The organism is Nitrobacter sp. NHB1, from assembly GCF_036964665.1.
Lineage (GTDB): Bacteria > Pseudomonadota > Alphaproteobacteria > Rhizobiales > Xanthobacteraceae > Nitrobacter.
The window spans coordinates 1,385,704-1,403,278 of sequence record NZ_JBAMDA010000001.1 but is presented as its reverse complement, the minus strand read 5'-3'; the positions used below and the strand labels follow the sequence as shown (position 1 = coordinate 1,403,278).

The window sequence follows — 17,575 nt, the reverse complement described above, 5'->3', positions numbered from 1 at the left end:
ACCCGTGTCCGCCGCATTCGACGGAAGCGGCGCGACAACACTCCGGCAGGGAGAGCGGATCATGGGAATCGAGGGAATCGGCGCCCGCGCGCTGCGCAAGGAAGACAAGCGTTTCATCACCGGCAAGGGCCGTTACGTCGACGATATCCGTCTTCACGGCATGACCTATGCGGCGTTCGTTCGCAGCCCTCACGCCCACGCCAAGGTGGCCGCGATCGACACCGCGCCCGCACTGGAGATGCCAGGGGTGGTTGCCGTCCTGACCGGCAAGGAGCTGGTCGACGACAAGATCGGCAATCTGATCTGCGGCTGGATGATTCACTCCAGGGACGGATCGCCGATGAAGATGGGCGCATGGCCCGCGATGGCGCCGGAGACCGTGCGCTTCGTCGGTCAGGCCGTTGCCGTCGTCATCGCCGAGACCCGCAACCAGGCGCGCGATGCGGCCGAGGCTGTTGCGGTGACCTACAAGGAGCTTCCCGCCGTCGTCGACATGCGCGAGGCGGTCGCGAGCGGCGCGCCGCAGCTTCATCCGGAGGCGCCGGGCAATGTGATCTTCGACTGGACCCTGGGCGATGAAGCCGCCACCGATGCGGCCTTCAAGGCCGCCGCGAACGTGGTCTCGCTCGACATCACCAACAATCGTCTGGCGCCCAACGCGATCGAACCGCGCGCCGCGATCGCCGAATACGATCCGGCGGAGGAGCACTTCACGCTCTATACCACGTCGCAAAACCCGCATGTGGCGCGGCTCGTACTCTCGGCGTTCTACAATATCGCGCAGGAGCACAAGCTGCGTGTGATCGCGCCCGATGTCGGCGGCGGGTTTGGTTCGAAAATCTTCATCTACCCGGAAGAAATGGTGGCGCTATGGGCCTCGAAAAAGACCGGCCGCCCGGTGAAATGGACCGCCGACCGCACCGAGGCCTTCCTGACCGATGCTCACGGCCGCGATCATTTGAGCAAGGCCCAGATGGCGTTCGACAAGGACAACAGGATCACGGGGCTGCGCGTCAAGACCTATGCCAATCTCGGCGCCTACATGTCGCTGTTCTCGTCGTCGGTGCCGACCTATCTCTACGCCACGCTGCTGTCGGGCCAGTACAACATCCCCAGCATCTTCGCCGAGGTGATCAGCGTCTATACCAACACCACGCCGGTGGACGCCTATCGCGGCGCGGGCCGCCCTGAGGCGAGCTATCTCGTGGAGCGGCTGATGGAGACGGCGGCGCGCCAGCTCAAGGTCGATCCGACCGAATTGCGGCGCAAGAACTTCATCACCCAATTCCCGCATCAGACGCCGGTCATCATGGCTTACGACATCGGCGACTTTAATGCGTCGCTCGATGCGGCCATGAAGGCGATCGACTATGCCGGCTTCGCGGCGCGCAAGGCCAAGGCAAAGAGCGAGGGCAAGCTGCGCGGCATCGGCGTGTCCTGCTATATCGAGGCCTGCGGCATCGCACCCTCAAAGGCCGTCGGCAGCCTGGGGGCGGGGGTCGGACTTTGGGAATCCGCGGAGGTGCGGGTCAACCCGGTCGGCACCATCGAAGTCCTGACGGGATCGCATAGCCACGGTCAGGGTCACGAGACGTCGTTCGCGCAGGTGGTCGCCGGCCGGCTCGGAATCCCGATCGATCAGGTTCAGATCGTGCATGGCGACACCGACAAGGTGCAGTTCGGCATGGGCACCTACGGTTCGCGGTCGGCGGCGGTTGGGCTTTCCGCCATCGTCAAGGCGATGGAGAAGATGGAAGCCAAGGCGAAGAAGATCGTGGCGCATCAGCTTGAGGCGTCGGAGAACGACATCGTCATCGAGGAAGGCCAGTTCAAGGTGGCCGGGATCGACAAGGCAATTGCATTTCCGATGGTGGCGCTGGCCGCTTACACCGCACACAACCTGCCCGACGGCATGGAGCCGGGCCTGAAGGAGAGCGCGTTCTACGATCCGTCCAATTTTACGTTCCCCGCTGGGTCCTACATCTGCGAGGTCGAGGTCGATGCCGGTACCGGCAAGACCACCTTTGTCAACTTTGTCGCTGCGGACGATTTCGGCCGCCTCATCAATCCGATGATTGTGGAAGGGCAGGTCCATGGCGGTCTCGCGCAGGGCATCGGCCAGGCGCTGCTGGAGCACGCGGTCTACGACGAGAGCGGTCAGTTGCTGACCGCGTCGGTCATGGACTATGCGATGCCGCGCGCGGAGGATCTGCCGTCGTTCAACGTGCAGCACACGATGACGGAGTGTCCGGGCAATCCGCTCGGCGTGAAGGGCTGCGGCGAGGCCGGCGCGATCGGCGCATCTGCGGCGGTCATCAACGCCATCACCGATGCCATCGGCAACAACGATCTCGCGATGCCGGCATCGTCCGACCGCGTCTGGCACGCGATCCACGGCTGAACGGCGGCAGGGAGAAACGGCCATGTATCAGACCACCTATCATCGCCCCGCCAGCATCGACGAAGCCGTTTCGCTGTTCGCCAAGGGTGCCGATGCGACGTATCTCGCCGGTGGTCATACGTTGCTGCCGGTGATGAAGCAGCGACTTGCGGCTCCGTCCGACCTGATCGATCTTACGAGGATCAATGATCTGGTCGGCATTGAGGTGTCCGGAGACACGCTCACGATCAGGGCGGCGACGACCTATTACGACATCATGACCAATGCCGACGTGCAGAAAGCGATCCCGGCGCTGGTGCATCTGACGTCGTTGCTCGGCGATCCGGCGGTTCGTTACCGCGGCACCATCGGCGGATCGATCGCCAACAACGATCCGGCCGCCGACTATCCGGCCGCTGTTCTGGCGCTCGGCGCGACCGTGAAGACCAACAAGCGGTCGATCGCAGCCGATGATTTTTTCAGAGGACTGTTCACGACGGCGCTGGAAGACGGAGAGATCATCATCCAGGTCGCTTTCCCGATTCCGGAAAAGGCCGGCTATGCCAAGATGCGTCATCCGGCGTCGCGCTTCGCGCTGACGGGCGTATTCGTTGCCAAGACCAAAGCCGGCGACGTCCGTGTGGCCGCGACCGGCGCGTCGCAAGACGGTGTCATGCGGGTCGGTGCGATCGAGGCGGCGCTCAAGGCCGACTGGTCTTCGTCGGCGCTGGACGCAATCAACATTCCGGAAGCGACCATGATCGCCGACATTCACGGGTCGGCCGCTTATCGCGCCAATCTCGTCAAGGTGATGGCCCAGCGCGCCGTCCAGCAGGCTGGCTGATCCGGGCGATCTGAATCCCACGCATTATTCGGTCCGCGTTTTATCGCGCGCCCTTGCGGCGCGCGGTTTTCGTTTTACGGCGATGCTATGCGTAAAAGATATATTGACAGTGTATCTTTATAGAGCGAGTATGCCTTCATGTAAGGGTTATCTTACGCCGCCGGTTCTTGAGGACCGGCCGGACGCGGAGTTCATTCCGACGAAGCCATCAACGGGCGACGACAGGAGCGGCCATGTGTCAGACAAGTGAAGAGACGGATGTCACCGAGATCGACGTGCGCAGCCTGGTTCCGGCGCAGCGCCACGCCAGGTTTTTTCAGATCGTCGGCGATCTGAGGGCAGGCGACTCGTTCGTTCTGGTGAACGACCACGATCCCAAGCCGCTCTACTATCAACTTCAGGCCGAGCACCCCGACGCGTTCTCCTGGACTTATCTGGAGCAGGGCCCCTCGGTCTGGAAGGTGGAGATCGCCAGGCAGTTCAAGGTCGCTTGATTCGCACGCGGTTAGCTCACGAACCGCGTGCCTTTGTCGACAAGACCGATCTTCCGCAGAGATCGCTTGTCGACCGCGCCGGCGGCCTCACCCCGCCGGCGCTTCCCTTTCGAAAGGAGTGCCGCCGTGGTCGGCGTAGCGCTATCCCGCTGGACGATGTCCTATTTCGCGGCAGCCGTGATCGCGCTGCTTGCCGCCGAGGGACTGATGCTGGCGGGTATCGGCTATCCGCAGGCACCGGTCGGCGCGCCGGCTTCCCTGTTGCTGGTGCATCTGATTGCGATCGGCTGGCTCAGCCTGCTGATGTGCGGGGCCCTGTTTCAGTTCGCGCCGGTGCTGGTGGCCAAACCGCTCTACAACAACGCGCTGCCGCTGCCGACGCTCGGCCTGCTGATCGCAGGTCTGGCGGCGCTGTTGCTGGCCTTTCTTCAACTCGGCGGCACGATCCACGCGGTGTTCGGATTGTTTCCGGCGGCTGCGGTCCTGCTCGGCGCGGGGTTCGGCCTGATGCTGTGGAATCTCGGCCGCACGTTGTGGGCTGCGCGGCCACTGCCATTGCCGGCGCGCTTCGTCGTGGTCGGGCTGTGCTGCCTGGCGGCGACGGTGTTGTTCGGCATCGTCTTCGCGCTGGTGCGGGGCGGCGTCACCGCGCAATCGCAATTAGTCGATGTCGCCACGCTGGGCCTGCCGATCCATGTGATCGCGGGCCTCGGCGGCTGGCTTACTTTTACGGCCATCGGCGTCAGCTACCGTTTGCTGGCGATGTTCATGCTGGCGCCCGAGCTTGAAGGCCGCACCACGCGTGGTACGCTTTATTTCGGCACCGCGGCGCTCGCGGTCATCATCCTCGGCGGTGTAGCGGCGATCTGGACGGCCACCAACCTGATGTGGGCAGTCTGGGCCGCCGGTGTGCTCGGCATCATTGGGCTCGCGCTCTACGGCGGCGATATCCTGCATCTTTATCGCGCGCGCAAGCGGCGCGTCATCGAACTCAACAGCCGCATGGCCGGCGTGGCGTTGGCGAATCTGGCGGCAACCGTGGTTCTCGGTCTCGGCCTGCTGCTGACCGGACGTTTCACCGATCATGTCGGCGTCATCGTCTTTCTGGTCGCCTTTGCGTGGCTGACGGGCTTCGGCCTCGCCAAGCTCTACAAGATCGTCGCCTTCCTGACCTGGCTCGAATGCTACGGCCCGGTGCTTGGTAAGACCGCGACGCCGCGCGTGCAGGATCTCGTCAACGAGCCGCGCGCCAAAAAATGGTTCGCGCTGTATTTTGTCGCGGTGTGGGTCGCCGCCGTCGCCTTGCTGTTCACGCTGCCATGGCTTTTCCGACTCGGTGCCGGCGCGATGCTGGCGGCGACTATCGGCGTCGGCCTCCAGTTGCTGCGCACCCGCCGCCTCGCCAACGTCGCGCCGGCGTTGCGGCTGCCCCGGGGCGCACAGCCGCCACACCTGTTGCATTCATCGGTCCAGCCAAGCTGAAGGAGAGACGCATGACAACTCAATTCATGGACGTCGACGTTCGCCCGATCCTGCGCGCCGGCGGCGAGCCGTTCGGCGAGATTATAGCGGCGGTGGCGAAGCTGCAGCCGGGTCAGGGTCTGCGGCTGCTCGCGACCTTCAAGCCGACGCCGCTGTTCCAGGTGTTGGGCTCGAAGGGTTTCAGCTACGAGGCGCGGGAAATCGGGGGCGGTGACTGGGAGGTGCTGTTCACGCCGGGCACGGCGGCCGGCGCCGCTCCGGCGCGGACGACGACCGCGACCGACGACGGCGCGTGGCCGGAGCCCGTGCAGCACATGGATAACCGCGATCTCGATCCGCCCGAGCCGCTGGTGCGCATTCTCGCCGCGACCGAAGCGATGGCGCGGGGCGAGGTGCTGTCGGCGCTGCTCTGCCGTGAGCCGGCGTTCCTGTTGCCGGAACTGGCGAAGCGCGGTCACGCCTGGCACGGCGGCTTCGAGCCGGATGGCAAGACCTACAAGATCCTGATTCGCGTCGGCGCCGCCAAACAGGCCGCGTGAAAGGAGGCGGCATGACGCCCGAAGCGAGCGAAGCCCTCGCCGGCGAGGTCAAGGAGGCGTTGCGCCTCGTGATCGACCCAGAGCTGGGCTACAACATCGTCGATCTCGGACTTATTTACGACGTCGCCGTGGAGGACGGTGGCGTGGTTCGTGTCGCCATGACCACGACGACACGCGGCTGCCCGGCCACTGACTACCTCACGAACGGCGCGCGCGACGCGGCGTCGAGCGTGCCCTCTGTGGGTGCCGTCGATGTCGCGCTCACCTACAATCCGCCGTGGACGCCGGACATGATGACGCCGGACGCCAAGAGCCATCTCGGCATCGCCTGATGGCGGCCGGGCAATCGGCACGACCACGTCCCGAGTCATGGTCCGGGCGCGGCCGTCGCTGCTGGCATCGGCATCAGGTCAGGGGAATAGTCCAGATATCCTCGGCGTATTCGCGGATGGTGCGGTCGGACGAGAACCACGCCATGCGCGCGACGTTGAGAATGCTTGAGCGGGCCCACCCCGGACTATCCCATTTCATGTCGACGGCGCGTTGCGTGCGGTAATAATCCTCGAAATCGGCCGACACCAGATAGTGGTCGAGAAAACGCAGCGCGTGGGCGATGGGCGCGAAACGCGAAGGGTCGTCGGGCGAGAACACGCCGCGTTCGATGGCCTCGATCACACCAGTCAGCATCGGCGATGACGAGATGATGCCGGTGGCATCCAGTCCCGTGGCGCGGCGCTGGACAACCTCATCCGCTTTCATGCCGAAGATGAAGATATTGTCCTCGCCGACATGCTCGAGAATTTCGATGTTGGCGCCGTCGAGCGTTCCGATTGTGATTGCGCCGTTCAGTGCGAGCTTCATGTTGCCGGTTCCGGAGGCTTCCATGCCGGCGGTGGAAATCTGTTCGGACAGGTCGCTCGCCGGGACGATGATTTCAGCGGCGCTGACATTATAGTTCGGGATGAAGACGACCTTGAGAAGATCCCTGATCGCGGGATCGTTGTTGATTACGTTGCCGATGTCGTTGATGAACTTGATGATGAGCTTGGCCTGCCGGTAGCTCGCCGCGGCTTTTCCGGCGAAAATCTTGATGCGCGGCGTCCAGTTGCCTTCCGGATTCGCTAGGATGGCCTGATAGAGCGCAACCGCCTCGATCGCGTTGAGAAGCTGGCGCTTGTATTCATGGATGCGCTTGATCTGGACGTCGAACAATGCCGACGGATCGACGACAATGCCGAGCTGGCTGGCTATGACTTGGGCGAGCGCGACCTTGTTTGCCCGCTTGACCGCCTCGAAGCGCTGCTGGAACGCGCGGTCGTCCGACAGTGGCTCCAGCATCCGCAACCGCTCTGGCTCGTCGAGAACCGCAGCGCCACATGCATCCTGAAGCAGGGAGGTGAGTCCCCGATTGCATTGATGCAGCCAGCGGCGGAACGTGATGCCGTTGGTCTTGTTGGTGATGCGACCGGGATAAAGGCTGTTCAGATCGGCGAACACGGTTTCGCGCATGAGTTCGCTATGCATGGCGGAGACGCCATTGATGCGGTGGGAGCCAACGAAGGCGAGATGCCCCATGCGGACGCGGCGCCCGCCTGTTTCGTCGATCAGCGACACCGATGTCCGGGAGCAGGTGTTCGCTCCAAAATGCTTTTCCGCTGCGGCAAGATGGTCGACGTTGATCCGGTAAATGATGTCGAGATGGCGCGGCAGCATCCGCTCGAACAGTTCGACCTGCCAGGTCTCCAGCGCCTCCGGCAACAGCGTGTGATTGGTGTAGGAGATTGTCTTGGTGGTGATGTCCCAGGCGCCGTCCCAGCCGATCTGATATTTGTCCACCAGCAGCCGCATCAGTTCGGGAACGGCAAGGCTGGGATGGGTATCGTTGAGCTGGATCGCCGCATGGGATGGCAGCGACCTGATGTCGCCATCGGCGTGAAGATGGCGGTCGAGGATGTCCTGCAACGAGGCAGAGACGAAAAAGTACTCCTGACGCAGGCGCAATGCGCGGCCGGCCGGCGTTTCGTCGCTTGGATACAGAAATTTCGAGATCGCTTCCGCCCGCGCCATCTCCGACATCGCGCCGAGGTGATCGCCGCTGTTGAAGGTGTCGAGGCGCATCGGATCGACCGCGCGTGCGGACCATAGCCGCAGCGCATTGACGTGACGGCCGCGCCAGCCGACGATCGGCGTGTCGTAGGCGACCGCCTGAATGGTCTCATCCGGTACCCAGAGCGTCCGCGATGGTTGGCCGGTCTGCTCGATGCGGTCGAGATGTCCGCCATACTGGATATCGAACACCACGTCGCCGCGTTCGAATTCCCAAGGATTTCCGGAGAGCAGCCACTGTTCCGGAAACTCTTCCTGCCATCCGTCGGAAACGATCTGGCGAAACAGCCCGTGTTCATAGCGAATGCCATAACCTCGCGCCGGAATCGCAAGCGTCGCCATGCTTTCCATGAAACACGCGGCGAGCCGGCCCAGGCCACCATTGCCGAGCGCGGCGTCTGGCTCGACGTCGCGCAACGCGTCGAAATCAATGCCGAGGTCCTCGATCGCCGTGCGGAACGGTCCCATCAGCGACATGTTCGTCAGGGCGTCCGTCAGCAGTCGTCCGATCAGGAACTCGAGGGACAGATAATAGACACGCTTGTCGCCACGACTCTGAGCGGCATGATCGGATTGAAGCCATTGATAGACGATGCGGTCGCGCAGCGTCAGCGCCGCTGCGATGTACCAGTCGTGGAGATTGGCGCGCTTGACATCCTTTCCTGCCGCCAGCACGATTTTGGACAGTATCGCGCTCTTGATCTCCGCGACGATGTCGTCGTCTCCGGATTCGGGCCGGGTCGATGCGTCATCTTCGAGGATGCGATCTTGCTTGGGGGGGAATTCAAAGACCATCCTGAAATTCCGATCTGTTTCCGCCCATGTCGGTGGGCAGGTCGCGAACTCGCCAGACTTTAGAAGTTTGTGATGCCTTGCGCAGTCCGCGATCAGCGTGCGTTTTTGCCAAAATGGCCCTTGACCGGGATCGTATCGCGCTTGCTCCGTTTTTGGAACTCTTGTTCCAGCCGCCTGGAGCGAGCGATCTCGGACCTTGTAGAAATTCTCGCCGACAGCACAGCCGCCGGCAGCCGGTCAAACAGTCGCTTGAGGTCGAGTTTCCGTTCCATCACCGCCGGATGAATGAGAGCCAGGTTGCCCAGATCGACGCGGGCATCGAGGCTGTCAAACGTCGGCCACATCATGCCGGCGTCCGTGAATGACGAAAAATGCCGTAAGGCTACGACAACGACGGCTTCGCTGCGGTGGGTGCGGGCAAATGCGATGACGTGGCTGCGATGTGCGCCTTCGACGGTAAGCGGCCTGTAATCTCCATCGGTGAAGACTTTCGCATGGCGCGCCCGCATGTCCAGAAGGTGATGCGTCCATGCGAGCTTGACGCGACCGTCGCTCCAGCTCTCGGTGAGCACTGCCATATCAGCGTGTCCGGCGTCGAGAAAGGCTTCGCGCGCCGCAAAATCCACTGGCCGTCGGTTATCCGGATCGACCAGCGAGAAATCCCACAGTTCCGTGCCTTGGTAGAAATCGGGGACGCCGGGCATCGTCGCCTTCAGCGTGATCTGGCTCAGCGAGTTCAATGCGCCGATCAGCGAGGCCCGGCGTGCGAAGGTTTTCAGGGATTGAAGAAATTCGGACGACCTGCGTTCGTCCAGGATGCCGGCCAGAAATTTCCTGACGCCGGCTTCGTAAGATGCGTCCGGATTGAGCCAGCTTGTTTGCAGCTTGGCCTCGCGGCAGGCTTTTTCGGCGTAGGCCTGCATTCGCGCTACAAATGCAGGCGGGGTATTATCAAGGGGCAGGGGCAGGGTGCCGATCAGCGCCTGATACAGCATGTATTCGTCCGCCACGGACGGGCTGCGGACGCCGTTGTTGGTAGAAACCAATCCCGCATTGAGCGTCTTCCATCGCCCGACCATGCTCGCCCATTCGTCCGACAACTCGGTCAGCGCGAGGATCCGCGTGCGCGCGTCCTCTCCGCGTTTGGTGTCATGGGTTGCCGTGGCTGTCAGTCCGTGCGGTTGGCGGCCGGCGCGCTCCAGCATCTTGCGGTGAAAACCGGCAACATCGAGAGCCGGCGCGGCCGGGTTTCCGCCGACCTCGTTGAAAGCAAGAAGGCGGTGATAACGATAAAAGGCGGTGTCTTCGAGAGACTTGGCCATCGTCGGTCCGGTAAACTGCTGGACCTTGAGCGCAAACCGGCGGACCCGCTGACGGCTGTGCGTCGGCCTTCCGGCGGCCAGCAGATCGAGCGTCAGCGTATCCTGCAGGAAGTCAAAAATTCCGTCATCGGCGGCAAACCACTCCTGCCGCGCTTTCGCTATCGTCCCGGAGATGAGTTTTCGTTCGCCCTCGGTCGGTCCCGCCTGCGTGATGTAGGTGCGGTAAACCGGAAAATGCAGGACGAACAACTCGAAGGCCTGGCGAAGGCTGTCCGCGGAATAGTCGCGCGTGGAATAATGACCCGCCGCGATGCGGGCCAGCAACCGGGTGAGAACGGTGAATTCGCTTGCGAGCAAGGTCTCGATCACGCGCCGTTTGGCAGCGCGCAATACGGGATCGAAGGCGGGCGCGATATCGCCGGCCTGACGCCAGACCTCGTCGAGGTTCTTGAGACCATCCTCGTCGGCCAGGACATGGGTGATGGCGTTCAGCCACTCATAGCCCGTGGTGCCGTCGATGCCGGCGAATTGCGGCGGCGCTTCGTGATCTCCGAGAATTTTTTCGATCAGCAGATAGAATGGGCGGCGATCCGCGCCCTGGGCTTCGCGGATCAGGCGCCGCAAACGCCTGCAATACTGCGCAGGGTCGTACAGCCCGTCGATGTGATCGAGCCGCAAGCCCTGAATCTTGTTTTCGGCGATGAGCCGGCGAACAAGACCATGAATGCGGTCGAACGTATCGCGATCCTCGACGCGAAGTCCCGCCAGAGAGTTCACGTCGAAAAATCGTCGATAGTTGATTTCGCTGGTTGCAAGCTTCCAGTGCGCAAGCCTGTAATGCTGTCGTTCCAGCAATTGATGAAGAGCATTGGTCTGCGCGGGTTTGTCGGGCGCGGACCGGTAGGCCTCAAGGCCTTGATCGATCGCAGCAGGGCCGCCGGCGACAGCCGCAATGTCGCGTTTGAGGGCAGATGCATGATCGCGCCCGGGATTATCCCGACCGGCGTAGCGCCCGGCGATCGCCAGCAGATCGTCCCGGGCGGACGTCGGCGAAAGCTGGCTCGCGATTGTTTTGAGGATATCACTGTAGCGTTCCGGTGCGATCGGCAGCCGGTGCTCGAAATACCACGCTGAAAAACTTCCGCCCCGCGGATCGTACTTTAATTCGATGTCGCCTCGCGTGAGCGAAACGCCGTAGGCCGATCCCAAAATCGGAAGCAACAGTCCCGGCTTGTTGCGGAACGGAAGGATATCCCATTCGATATCGAAGGAATCGGCGAACGCCGACTTCGGCCCCCATTCGAGCACGTCCAGCCACCAGGCGTTGTCGGCATGGTGCACGCCCATGTGGTTTGGAACGAAATCAAGGATCACGCCGATCTCGTGAGACGTCAAAGCTGCACTCAGGCGATTGAAGCCGTCTTCGCCGCCGAGTTCGGGGTTGATGACATTGTGATCGACGATGTCGTAGCCGTGTGTGCTGCCCCGCCGCGCCTTCATGAACGGCGATGCATAGAGATGCGTGATGCCGAGTTTCTTGAGGTAGGGGACGATGGCCGCGGCATCGTCAAAAGTGAAACCGGACGTGAATTGCAGGCGATAGGTTGCACGGGGAATGCCGCCGTCCATCAGATCGCTCCCATGGACCAGAAGACCGACCAGGCCGGCAAGCGCGCCGGCGGCTCTCCGCCCCAGATCGGGCGACCCGGCATTGGAGGCACGTCATTGGTGACGTTGTGATCCGAGATGTTGGCGCGAAGATGTAGGAGTGCGCTGTTGCCGAGGCGCCAGTATGCGATCAGCAGGCGATCGTTTTGACGCAGCTCGGCCGAGGCGAACGTTGCGCTGCCAAGATGCGGCATGAGTTCGTGCCGGCGGATTCGCAACAGTTCCTTGACGAACTCATGCCGCGGCAGGTGTTGGTCCTCCTCAGGCCACACCAGAACCGCCGACTCGAACGTTGACTGCGCAAGGGGATCGGGGACGTCATCCCCGAACGCCTCATAGGCCTCGGCGTATTCCCTGCGCCGCCCGGCTCGCACCGCATCGGCAAGGTCGCCCTTGAAGTCGCAGAAAAATGGAAAGGGCGTGGTCGCTCCCCATTCCTCGCCCATGAACATCAAGGGCGGCATCGGCGCGAGCAGCGTGATCGCGAGCGCGGCCTCGATAGCCCGCGCGTCGGCGGTCCATTCGAGGCGGTCGCCCAGCGCGCGGTTGCCGATCTGGTCGTGATTCTGAAGGAAGTTCACGAAGGCGGCGGGCGGGAGCGCGCCGATCCGTTCCCCGCGAGCGCGCCCGCCGCGATAGGCCGAGGGTTCGCCCTGATAGGCAAAGCCGCCGCGCAACGTTCGCGCGAGCAGATGGCGCGGCTGCGTGGCATAGTCGCCGTAATAGCCGTGGGTCTCCTGGGTGAGGATGACATGCCAGACGTGATGGTAGTCGTCGTTCCACTGTGCGCGATACTTTCCCTCGGGGATGCCGGAAGAAGGATCGAGCAACGCCGCGCGGTTGTCGTCGTTCTCCAGCACAAGGTGGATATGCCGTCCGCTTTGCCGCGCCAGAACCCCGACCGCGCGGCTGATATCGTTCAGGATCGACGGCTCGCCAACCTCGGCGAGGGCATGTACCGCGTCGAGGCGAAGGCCGTCGAAGCGATAGTTGCCGAGCCAGTGCAGTGCATTGTCGACGGCGAAAGCGCGGACTTCCGGAACGCGATAGTCGATCGCAGCACCCCATAGCGTTTCCGAGCGGAAAAACTGCGGTGCGTAGCGCCCGAGATAATTTCCCTCCGGCCCGAAGTGGTTATAGACGACATCGAGAAAGACCATCAGTCCGCGCAGATGGGCCTGATCGATCAACTCCCTGAGATCGTCCGGCGTGCCGTAAACATGATCGGGCGCGTACCACAGCGCGCCGTCGTAACCCCAATTCCGCCTCCCCGCGAAATCGGCGACCGGCATCAATTCGAGAGCAGTGATTCCGGTCGAAACCAGATGATCGAGCTTGCCGATCATGGCCCGATACGTGCCTTCCGGCGTAAACGTGCCGACGTGACATTCGAGGATGACCGTTTCGTGCCACGGCCGCCCGCGCCAGTCGATTGCTTTCCATTGGAAACGGCTGTGGTCGACAACTTCGCTGGGACCGGACACATCATCGGGTTGATATGACGACGCCGGATCCGGCGCATTCAGGCTGCCGTCGATCCGATAGTGATAGCGTGTACCGGGCCGGGCCGCGGCCACCTCGGCGATGAACCAGCCGTCACTGTCTTTTGCCATCGTGTGCGCGGTGTCGGTGATGACCGCGACTTCGTCGGCCGCGGGCGCCCAAAGCCGGAACGTCGTGCCGTCCGGCCTGAGAACGGGGCCGAAGCGGCCGGCGCTCATGGCTGGCCTGCGAAGGCGATCACGCTGCGAGGCGGCGCCTGCATCGTCGCGTTGGGGTCGTGCGCGCTGCCTTCGGCATCATCGTCCGTGGTATGAAGCACGATCGACCAGGTCTTATACTGTTCCATGCTTGGAAGCCTGAATTCGACCGGCTCCGGCACCGCGTTGAGGACGACGTAGAGCGCCTGCCCACCGTGCTCCATCGGGCCGAGCACGTAAGAGAGAAACCGTCCTTCCGGGAAATTCCAGTCGGCTTCGGTCATTTCGTTGCCGTGCGGGGTCAGCCACAGCACGCCATAGGAGCCGTCCACCTTCTTGCCGACCACCCATTGTCGCGCCCTGATCTGCGCAAAGCGTCTTCGGATGGCGGTAAGGCGTCCGACGAAGCCGGTCATGTCGTCGTCCTCATGGCCAAGGCCGCTCCAGTCGATCCACCCGATCTCGTTGTCCTGGCAATAGGCGTTGTTGTTTCCATGCTGGCTGTTGCCGACCTCATCGCCCGCAAGGAGAAGCGGAACGCCTTGGGCGAGCAGCAGGCAGGCGAGCTGGTTCTTGCGAAGCTGGCGGCGGAGCGCAACGATCGCAGGGTCGTCCGTCGGTCCTTCGTGGCCGCAGTTATTGCTGAGATTGTCATTGGAGCCGTCGCGATTGTCCTCGCCGTTGGCCTCGTTGTGTTTTTCGTTATAGGAAAACAGATCGGCGAGCGTGAAGCCGTCGTGGACGGTGACGTGATTGATGCCGGCGCGAGGCGCGCGGTCGTCATGGTTGAAGAGGTCGGACGATCCGGTCATGCGGCCGCCGACATCGCCGATCAGATGTCCTTCGCCGGCCCAGTAGCGGCGTAGGATGCTGCGATATCGGTCGTTCCACTCCGACCATTGCGAAGGAAAGCCGCCGACCTGATAGCCGCCGGCGCCGACATCCCAGGGCTCGGCGACAAGCTTGACCGCGGCAAGAGCGGGATCCTGCCGGATTGCAGTAAAAAAAGAACTGTTGCGGTCGAATCCATGGGGACCGCGCGCCAGCGTGCTGGCGAGGTCGAAGCGGAATCCGTCGATGTGGCAGACTTCGACCCAATAGCGCAGCGAGTCCATCACCATCTGCAGCACGCGGGGGTGAGTGAGGTTCAGCGAGTTACCGGTGCCTGTGAAGTCGTCGTAGAAGCGTGGGTTATCCGGCATCAACCAATAGTAGGATGCGTTGTCGATGCCGCGGAACGACAGCGTCGGCCCGAGGTGATTGCCTTCGGCAGTATGATTGTAGACGACGTCGAGTATGACCTCGAAGCCGGCGTCGTGCAGGCGGGCAACCGACGTGCGGAATTCGTCCAGCGCGGCATCCTTGGCGTAGCGCTGCTCCGGTGCGAGAAACGAGATTGAATTGTATCCCCAATAGTTGCTCAGCTTGCGCTCGACCAGTTGACGGTCATCGATGAAGCCATGAACCGGCAGAAGCTCGATGGTGGTGACGCCGAGCCGCCGCAGGTGATCGATCATGGCTGGCGCCGCGAGCGCGCGGTAGGTTCCGCGCAGTTCAGGAGAAATATCCCGACGCGTCCTGGTCAGGCCTTTGACGTGAGCTTCATAGATGATCGTATCTTCCCAGGAAATGCTGGGTCGCGGTTCGCGCCGGCCCCAGTTGAATGTTTCGTCGATGACGGTGGCTTTCGGCATGGCGCGTGCGTTGTCGCGCCGGTCGAAGGACAGATCCTCGCGCGGGCTTCCGGTGCGGTAGGCGAAATGCGCATCGCTCCAGACGAGCCGTCCGCTGACTTTCTTCGCGTAAGGATCGAGCAGAAGCTTGTGGGAGTTGAACCGATGCCCGTGCTGGGGATCGTAGGGGCCATAGACGCGGTAGCCGTAGAGCTGACCGGGCGAAACGTCGTTGAGATAGCCGTGCCAGACGTCTTCATTATGCTCGGGCAACGCGACGCGTTCGATCTCCCGTCGCCCCTGGCTGTCGAACAGGCATAGCTCGACTTTTTCCGCATGTGCTGAAAAAAGCGCAAAATTGGTTCCGCGCCCATCCCAGTTCGAACCAAGGCGGACATGTGTGCCTTCCGAGATTTTCATCATGCGTGTTCCGGTACCAGAAAGATCACCGCGAGCGGCGGAAGCATCAGGCTGAGTTCGGGGATGACTCCGTCCAGCGTCTCGACCAAGCCGTTGTTCCCGACGTTGCTTCCGCCATAATGCGCGGAGTCGGTATTGAGCGCCTCGCGCCACCTGCCGGCGAAGGGTACCCGCACGCGGTAGTCGCGATGGATGGTCGGCGTGAAATTGGCGATCACCAGACAGCGCGCCCGTCCGCCTTCGCCTTTGCGCATCCATGCGAAGACGCTGCGATTGGCATCATTGGCGACGATCCATTCGAATCCGGCGGGATCGCAATCCAGTTCATGCAGCGCCGGCACGTCGCGATAGAGCGCGTTGAGATCGCGAACGACGGCCTGGACTCCCCGGTGGCTCGCCTGATCGAGAAGATGCCAGTCAAGTGCGTGGTCGTGGCTCCATTCGCGCTCCTGACCGAACTCCGCGCCCATGAACATCAGCTTTTTTCCGGGATGGCCGAACATGAATGCGTAGTAGGCGCGGAGGTTTGCGAACCGCTGCCACTCATCGCCCGGCATGCGGCCGAGGATCGAGCGCTTTTCGTGCACGACCTCGTCATGCGATAGCGGCAGGATGAAATTTTCCGAGAACGCATAGTGCAGCCCGAACAGGATCTGGCCGTGGTGATGCTTGCGGTAGATCGGATCCTTGCCGATATAGTCCAGCGTGTCGTGCATCCAGCCCATGTTCCATTTGTAGCCGAAGCCAAGGCCGCCAAACTCAATCGGGCGCGAGACCTGCGGCCATGCCGTCGATTCCTCCGCCACCGTGGTGGCTTGCGGAAACTTGGCAAATACCTCCCTGTTGAATCGGCGCAGAAATTCGATGGCTTCAAGATTTTCCCGGCCTCCGTGCTTGTTGGGAATCCAGCCGCCTTCGGGGCGGCTGTAATCGAGATAGAGCATGGACGCGACGGCATCGACGCGAAGGCCATCCACGCCGTAGCGATCGAGCCAGAACAGTGCGTTGGCGACGAGGAAATTGACGACTTCGGTGCGGCCGTAGTTGTAGATCAGGGTATCCCAGTCGAGGTGGCGTCCCTGCAACGGGTTGGCATGTTCGTATAGCGCCGTGCCGTCAAAATGGCCGAGGCCGTGAGGGTCGTCGGGAAAGTGGCCGGGCACCCAATCCAGCAAAATACCGAGTCCTTCGCGATGGCAGGCATCGACCAGATGCGCGAAATCCTCGGGCGGACCGAAGCGGCTGGTCGGTGCGTAAAGACCGGTGGGCTGATAGCCCCAAGAGCCGTCGAACGGGTGCTCGTTCACTGGCATCAGCTCGATATGGGTGAAGCCGAGGTCGCGGGCATAGCGCGGCAGCGTGTCCGCGAGTTCGCGATAGGAGAGCCAGCGGTTGTCGTCGCCGCGACGCCACGATCCGAGATGGACCTCGTAGATCGAGATCGGCGCGTTGCGTGCGTTGATCGTGGCGGCCGCAGGCGTGGGGCGCGGCAGCGCCGCTTCGTCGAATACGATCGACGCGGTGCTTGGTCGAACTTCCGCAGCGAACGCCATTGGATCGGATTTCAGCGGCAGCAAACCGCCGCCCTGATCCGTGATAGCGAATTTGTAGCGGTCGCCCGTTCGCGCGCCGGGAACGAACAATTCCCAGTATCCGTTGCCGCGCACGCGCATCGGATGGCGGCGGCGATCCCAGTAATTGAAATCGCCGACGACAGCGACGGCCCGTGCGTTGGGCGCAAGCACGACGAATCCGGTGCCATCCACGCCGTCCATTGTTATGGGATGAGCACCGAGCTTGTTATAGAGCCGCTGATCCGTGCCTTCGCCGAGCAGATAGAGATCGAAATCGCTGAGGATCGGGGGGAAGCGGTAAGGGTCATCGAGCTCGACGATGTCGGCGCCAAACCTGGCGCGCAGGCGGTAGCGCTCGGCGCCGTTCGGCAGGTCGCCGAGGAAAAGCCCGGCGTCATGAATGCGCGTCAGCGTCGTCTCTCCGCCGTGCTCGTCGACGACACGCACCTCGGATGCTTCGGGCAGATAGGCGCGAACCACGTTACGGTCGTTCTCGCGATGACGGCCGAGATAGTGAAAGGGATCGGAATGCCGCCCTTCGACGATGGCGCGGGCTTCGGAAGACAGTTCGATCATAC

11 protein-coding genes are annotated in these 17,575 nt (G+C 62.6%); 6 read left to right on the top strand and 5 right to left on the bottom strand.

Going from position 1 to position 17,575, the window contains the following annotated elements; all coding sequences use genetic code 11:
• Window positions 1-61: 61 nt before the first annotated feature.
• The 6 genes from V4R08_RS06590 (at window position 62) to V4R08_RS06565 (ending at window position 6,071) form a co-directional block, all read left to right on the top strand.
• Window positions 62-2,401 carry a xanthine dehydrogenase family protein molybdopterin-binding subunit gene (locus V4R08_RS06590; protein WP_335578611.1) on the top strand — a complete coding sequence of 780 codons (2,340 nt, stop codon included), beginning with the start codon at window positions 62-64 and terminating at the stop codon, window positions 2,399-2,401.
• A gap of 22 nt (window positions 2,402-2,423) precedes the next feature.
• The gene (locus V4R08_RS06585) at window positions 2,424-3,224 is read left to right on the top strand and encodes an FAD binding domain-containing protein (protein ID WP_335578610.1); all 801 of its coding nucleotides are present in this window, start codon (window positions 2,424-2,426) and stop codon (window positions 3,222-3,224) included.
• Between the two features lie 233 nt (window positions 3,225-3,457).
• A complete protein-coding gene (locus V4R08_RS06580) occupies window positions 3,458-3,718 on the top strand; it encodes a DUF2249 domain-containing protein (protein ID WP_335578609.1) in 261 nt (86 codons plus the stop codon).
• 126 nt (window positions 3,719-3,844) lie between these two features.
• Entirely contained in the window at window positions 3,845-5,200 is a 1,356-nt protein-coding gene (locus V4R08_RS06575; RefSeq protein WP_335578608.1) for a hypothetical protein, read from the top strand.
• An 11-nt stretch (window positions 5,201-5,211) separates the two neighbouring features.
• On the top strand, window positions 5,212-5,739 hold the full coding sequence (locus tag V4R08_RS06570) for a DUF2249 domain-containing protein (protein WP_335578607.1): 528 nt from the start codon (window positions 5,212-5,214) through the stop codon (window positions 5,737-5,739).
• An 11-nt stretch (window positions 5,740-5,750) separates the two neighbouring features.
• Window positions 5,751-6,071, top strand: a complete 321-nt coding sequence (locus V4R08_RS06565) for a metal-sulfur cluster assembly factor (protein ID WP_335578606.1) — start codon at window positions 5,751-5,753, stop codon at window positions 6,069-6,071.
• A 73-nt stretch (window positions 6,072-6,144) separates the two neighbouring features.
• Here the strand turns inward: V4R08_RS06565 and V4R08_RS06560 are convergent, their stop codons facing one another.
• The 5 genes from V4R08_RS06560 to glgB all read right to left on the bottom strand — a co-directional run bounded on the left by V4R08_RS06560 (window position 6,145) and on the right by glgB (window position 17,573).
• A complete protein-coding gene (locus tag V4R08_RS06560) occupies window positions 6,145-8,640 on the bottom strand; it encodes a glycogen/starch/alpha-glucan phosphorylase (protein ID WP_335578605.1) in 2,496 nt (831 codons plus the stop codon).
• 92 nt (window positions 8,641-8,732) lie between these two features.
• The gene (gene treY, locus V4R08_RS06555; protein ID WP_335578604.1) at window positions 8,733-11,591 is read right to left on the bottom strand and encodes a malto-oligosyltrehalose synthase; all 2,859 of its coding nucleotides are present in this window, start codon (window positions 11,589-11,591) and stop codon (window positions 8,733-8,735) included.
• Window positions 11,591-13,351, bottom strand: coding sequence for a malto-oligosyltrehalose trehalohydrolase (gene treZ, locus V4R08_RS06550; RefSeq protein WP_335578603.1), 1,761 nt, complete (start codon window positions 13,349-13,351; stop codon window positions 11,591-11,593). Before treZ ends, treY begins: the two co-directional genes overlap by 1 nt.
• Window positions 13,348-15,423: a glycogen debranching protein GlgX gene (gene glgX / locus V4R08_RS06545; RefSeq protein ID WP_335580197.1), complete on the bottom strand. Its 2,076-nt coding sequence runs from the start codon at window positions 15,421-15,423 to the stop codon at window positions 13,348-13,350. Before glgX ends, treZ begins: the two co-directional genes overlap by 4 nt.
• The gene (gene glgB / locus V4R08_RS06540; protein WP_335578602.1) at window positions 15,423-17,573 is read right to left on the bottom strand and encodes a 1,4-alpha-glucan branching protein GlgB; all 2,151 of its coding nucleotides are present in this window, start codon (window positions 17,571-17,573) and stop codon (window positions 15,423-15,425) included. The genes glgX and glgB overlap by 1 nt, the downstream gene beginning before the upstream one ends.
• Between the last annotated feature and the right edge of the window lie 2 nt (window positions 17,574-17,575).

Coding starts and splice junctions, on each gene's coding strand:
- V4R08_RS06590 (WP_335578611.1), top strand. CDS start 62: ATGGGAATCGAGGGAATCGGCGCCCGCGCGCTGCGCAAGGAAGACAAG.
- V4R08_RS06585 (WP_335578610.1), top strand. CDS start 2,424: ATGTATCAGACCACCTATCATCGCCCCGCCAGCATCGACGAAGCCGTT.
- V4R08_RS06580 (WP_335578609.1), top strand. CDS start 3,458: ATGTGTCAGACAAGTGAAGAGACGGATGTCACCGAGATCGACGTGCGC.
- V4R08_RS06570 (WP_335578607.1), top strand. CDS start 5,212: ATGACAACTCAATTCATGGACGTCGACGTTCGCCCGATCCTGCGCGCC.
- V4R08_RS06565 (WP_335578606.1), top strand. CDS start 5,751: ATGACGCCCGAAGCGAGCGAAGCCCTCGCCGGCGAGGTCAAGGAGGCG.
- V4R08_RS06560 (WP_335578605.1), bottom strand. CDS start 8,640: ATGGTCTTTGAATTCCCCCCCAAGCAAGATCGCATCCTCGAAGATGAC.
- treY (WP_335578604.1), bottom strand. CDS start 11,591: ATGGACGGCGGCATTCCCCGTGCAACCTATCGCCTGCAATTCACGTCC.
- treZ (WP_335578603.1), bottom strand. CDS start 13,351: ATGAGCGCCGGCCGCTTCGGCCCCGTTCTCAGGCCGGACGGCACGACG.
- glgX (WP_335580197.1), bottom strand. CDS start 15,423: ATGAAAATCTCGGAAGGCACACATGTCCGCCTTGGTTCGAACTGGGAT.
- glgB (WP_335578602.1), bottom strand. CDS start 17,573: ATGATCGAACTGTCTTCCGAAGCCCGCGCCATCGTCGAAGGGCGGCAT.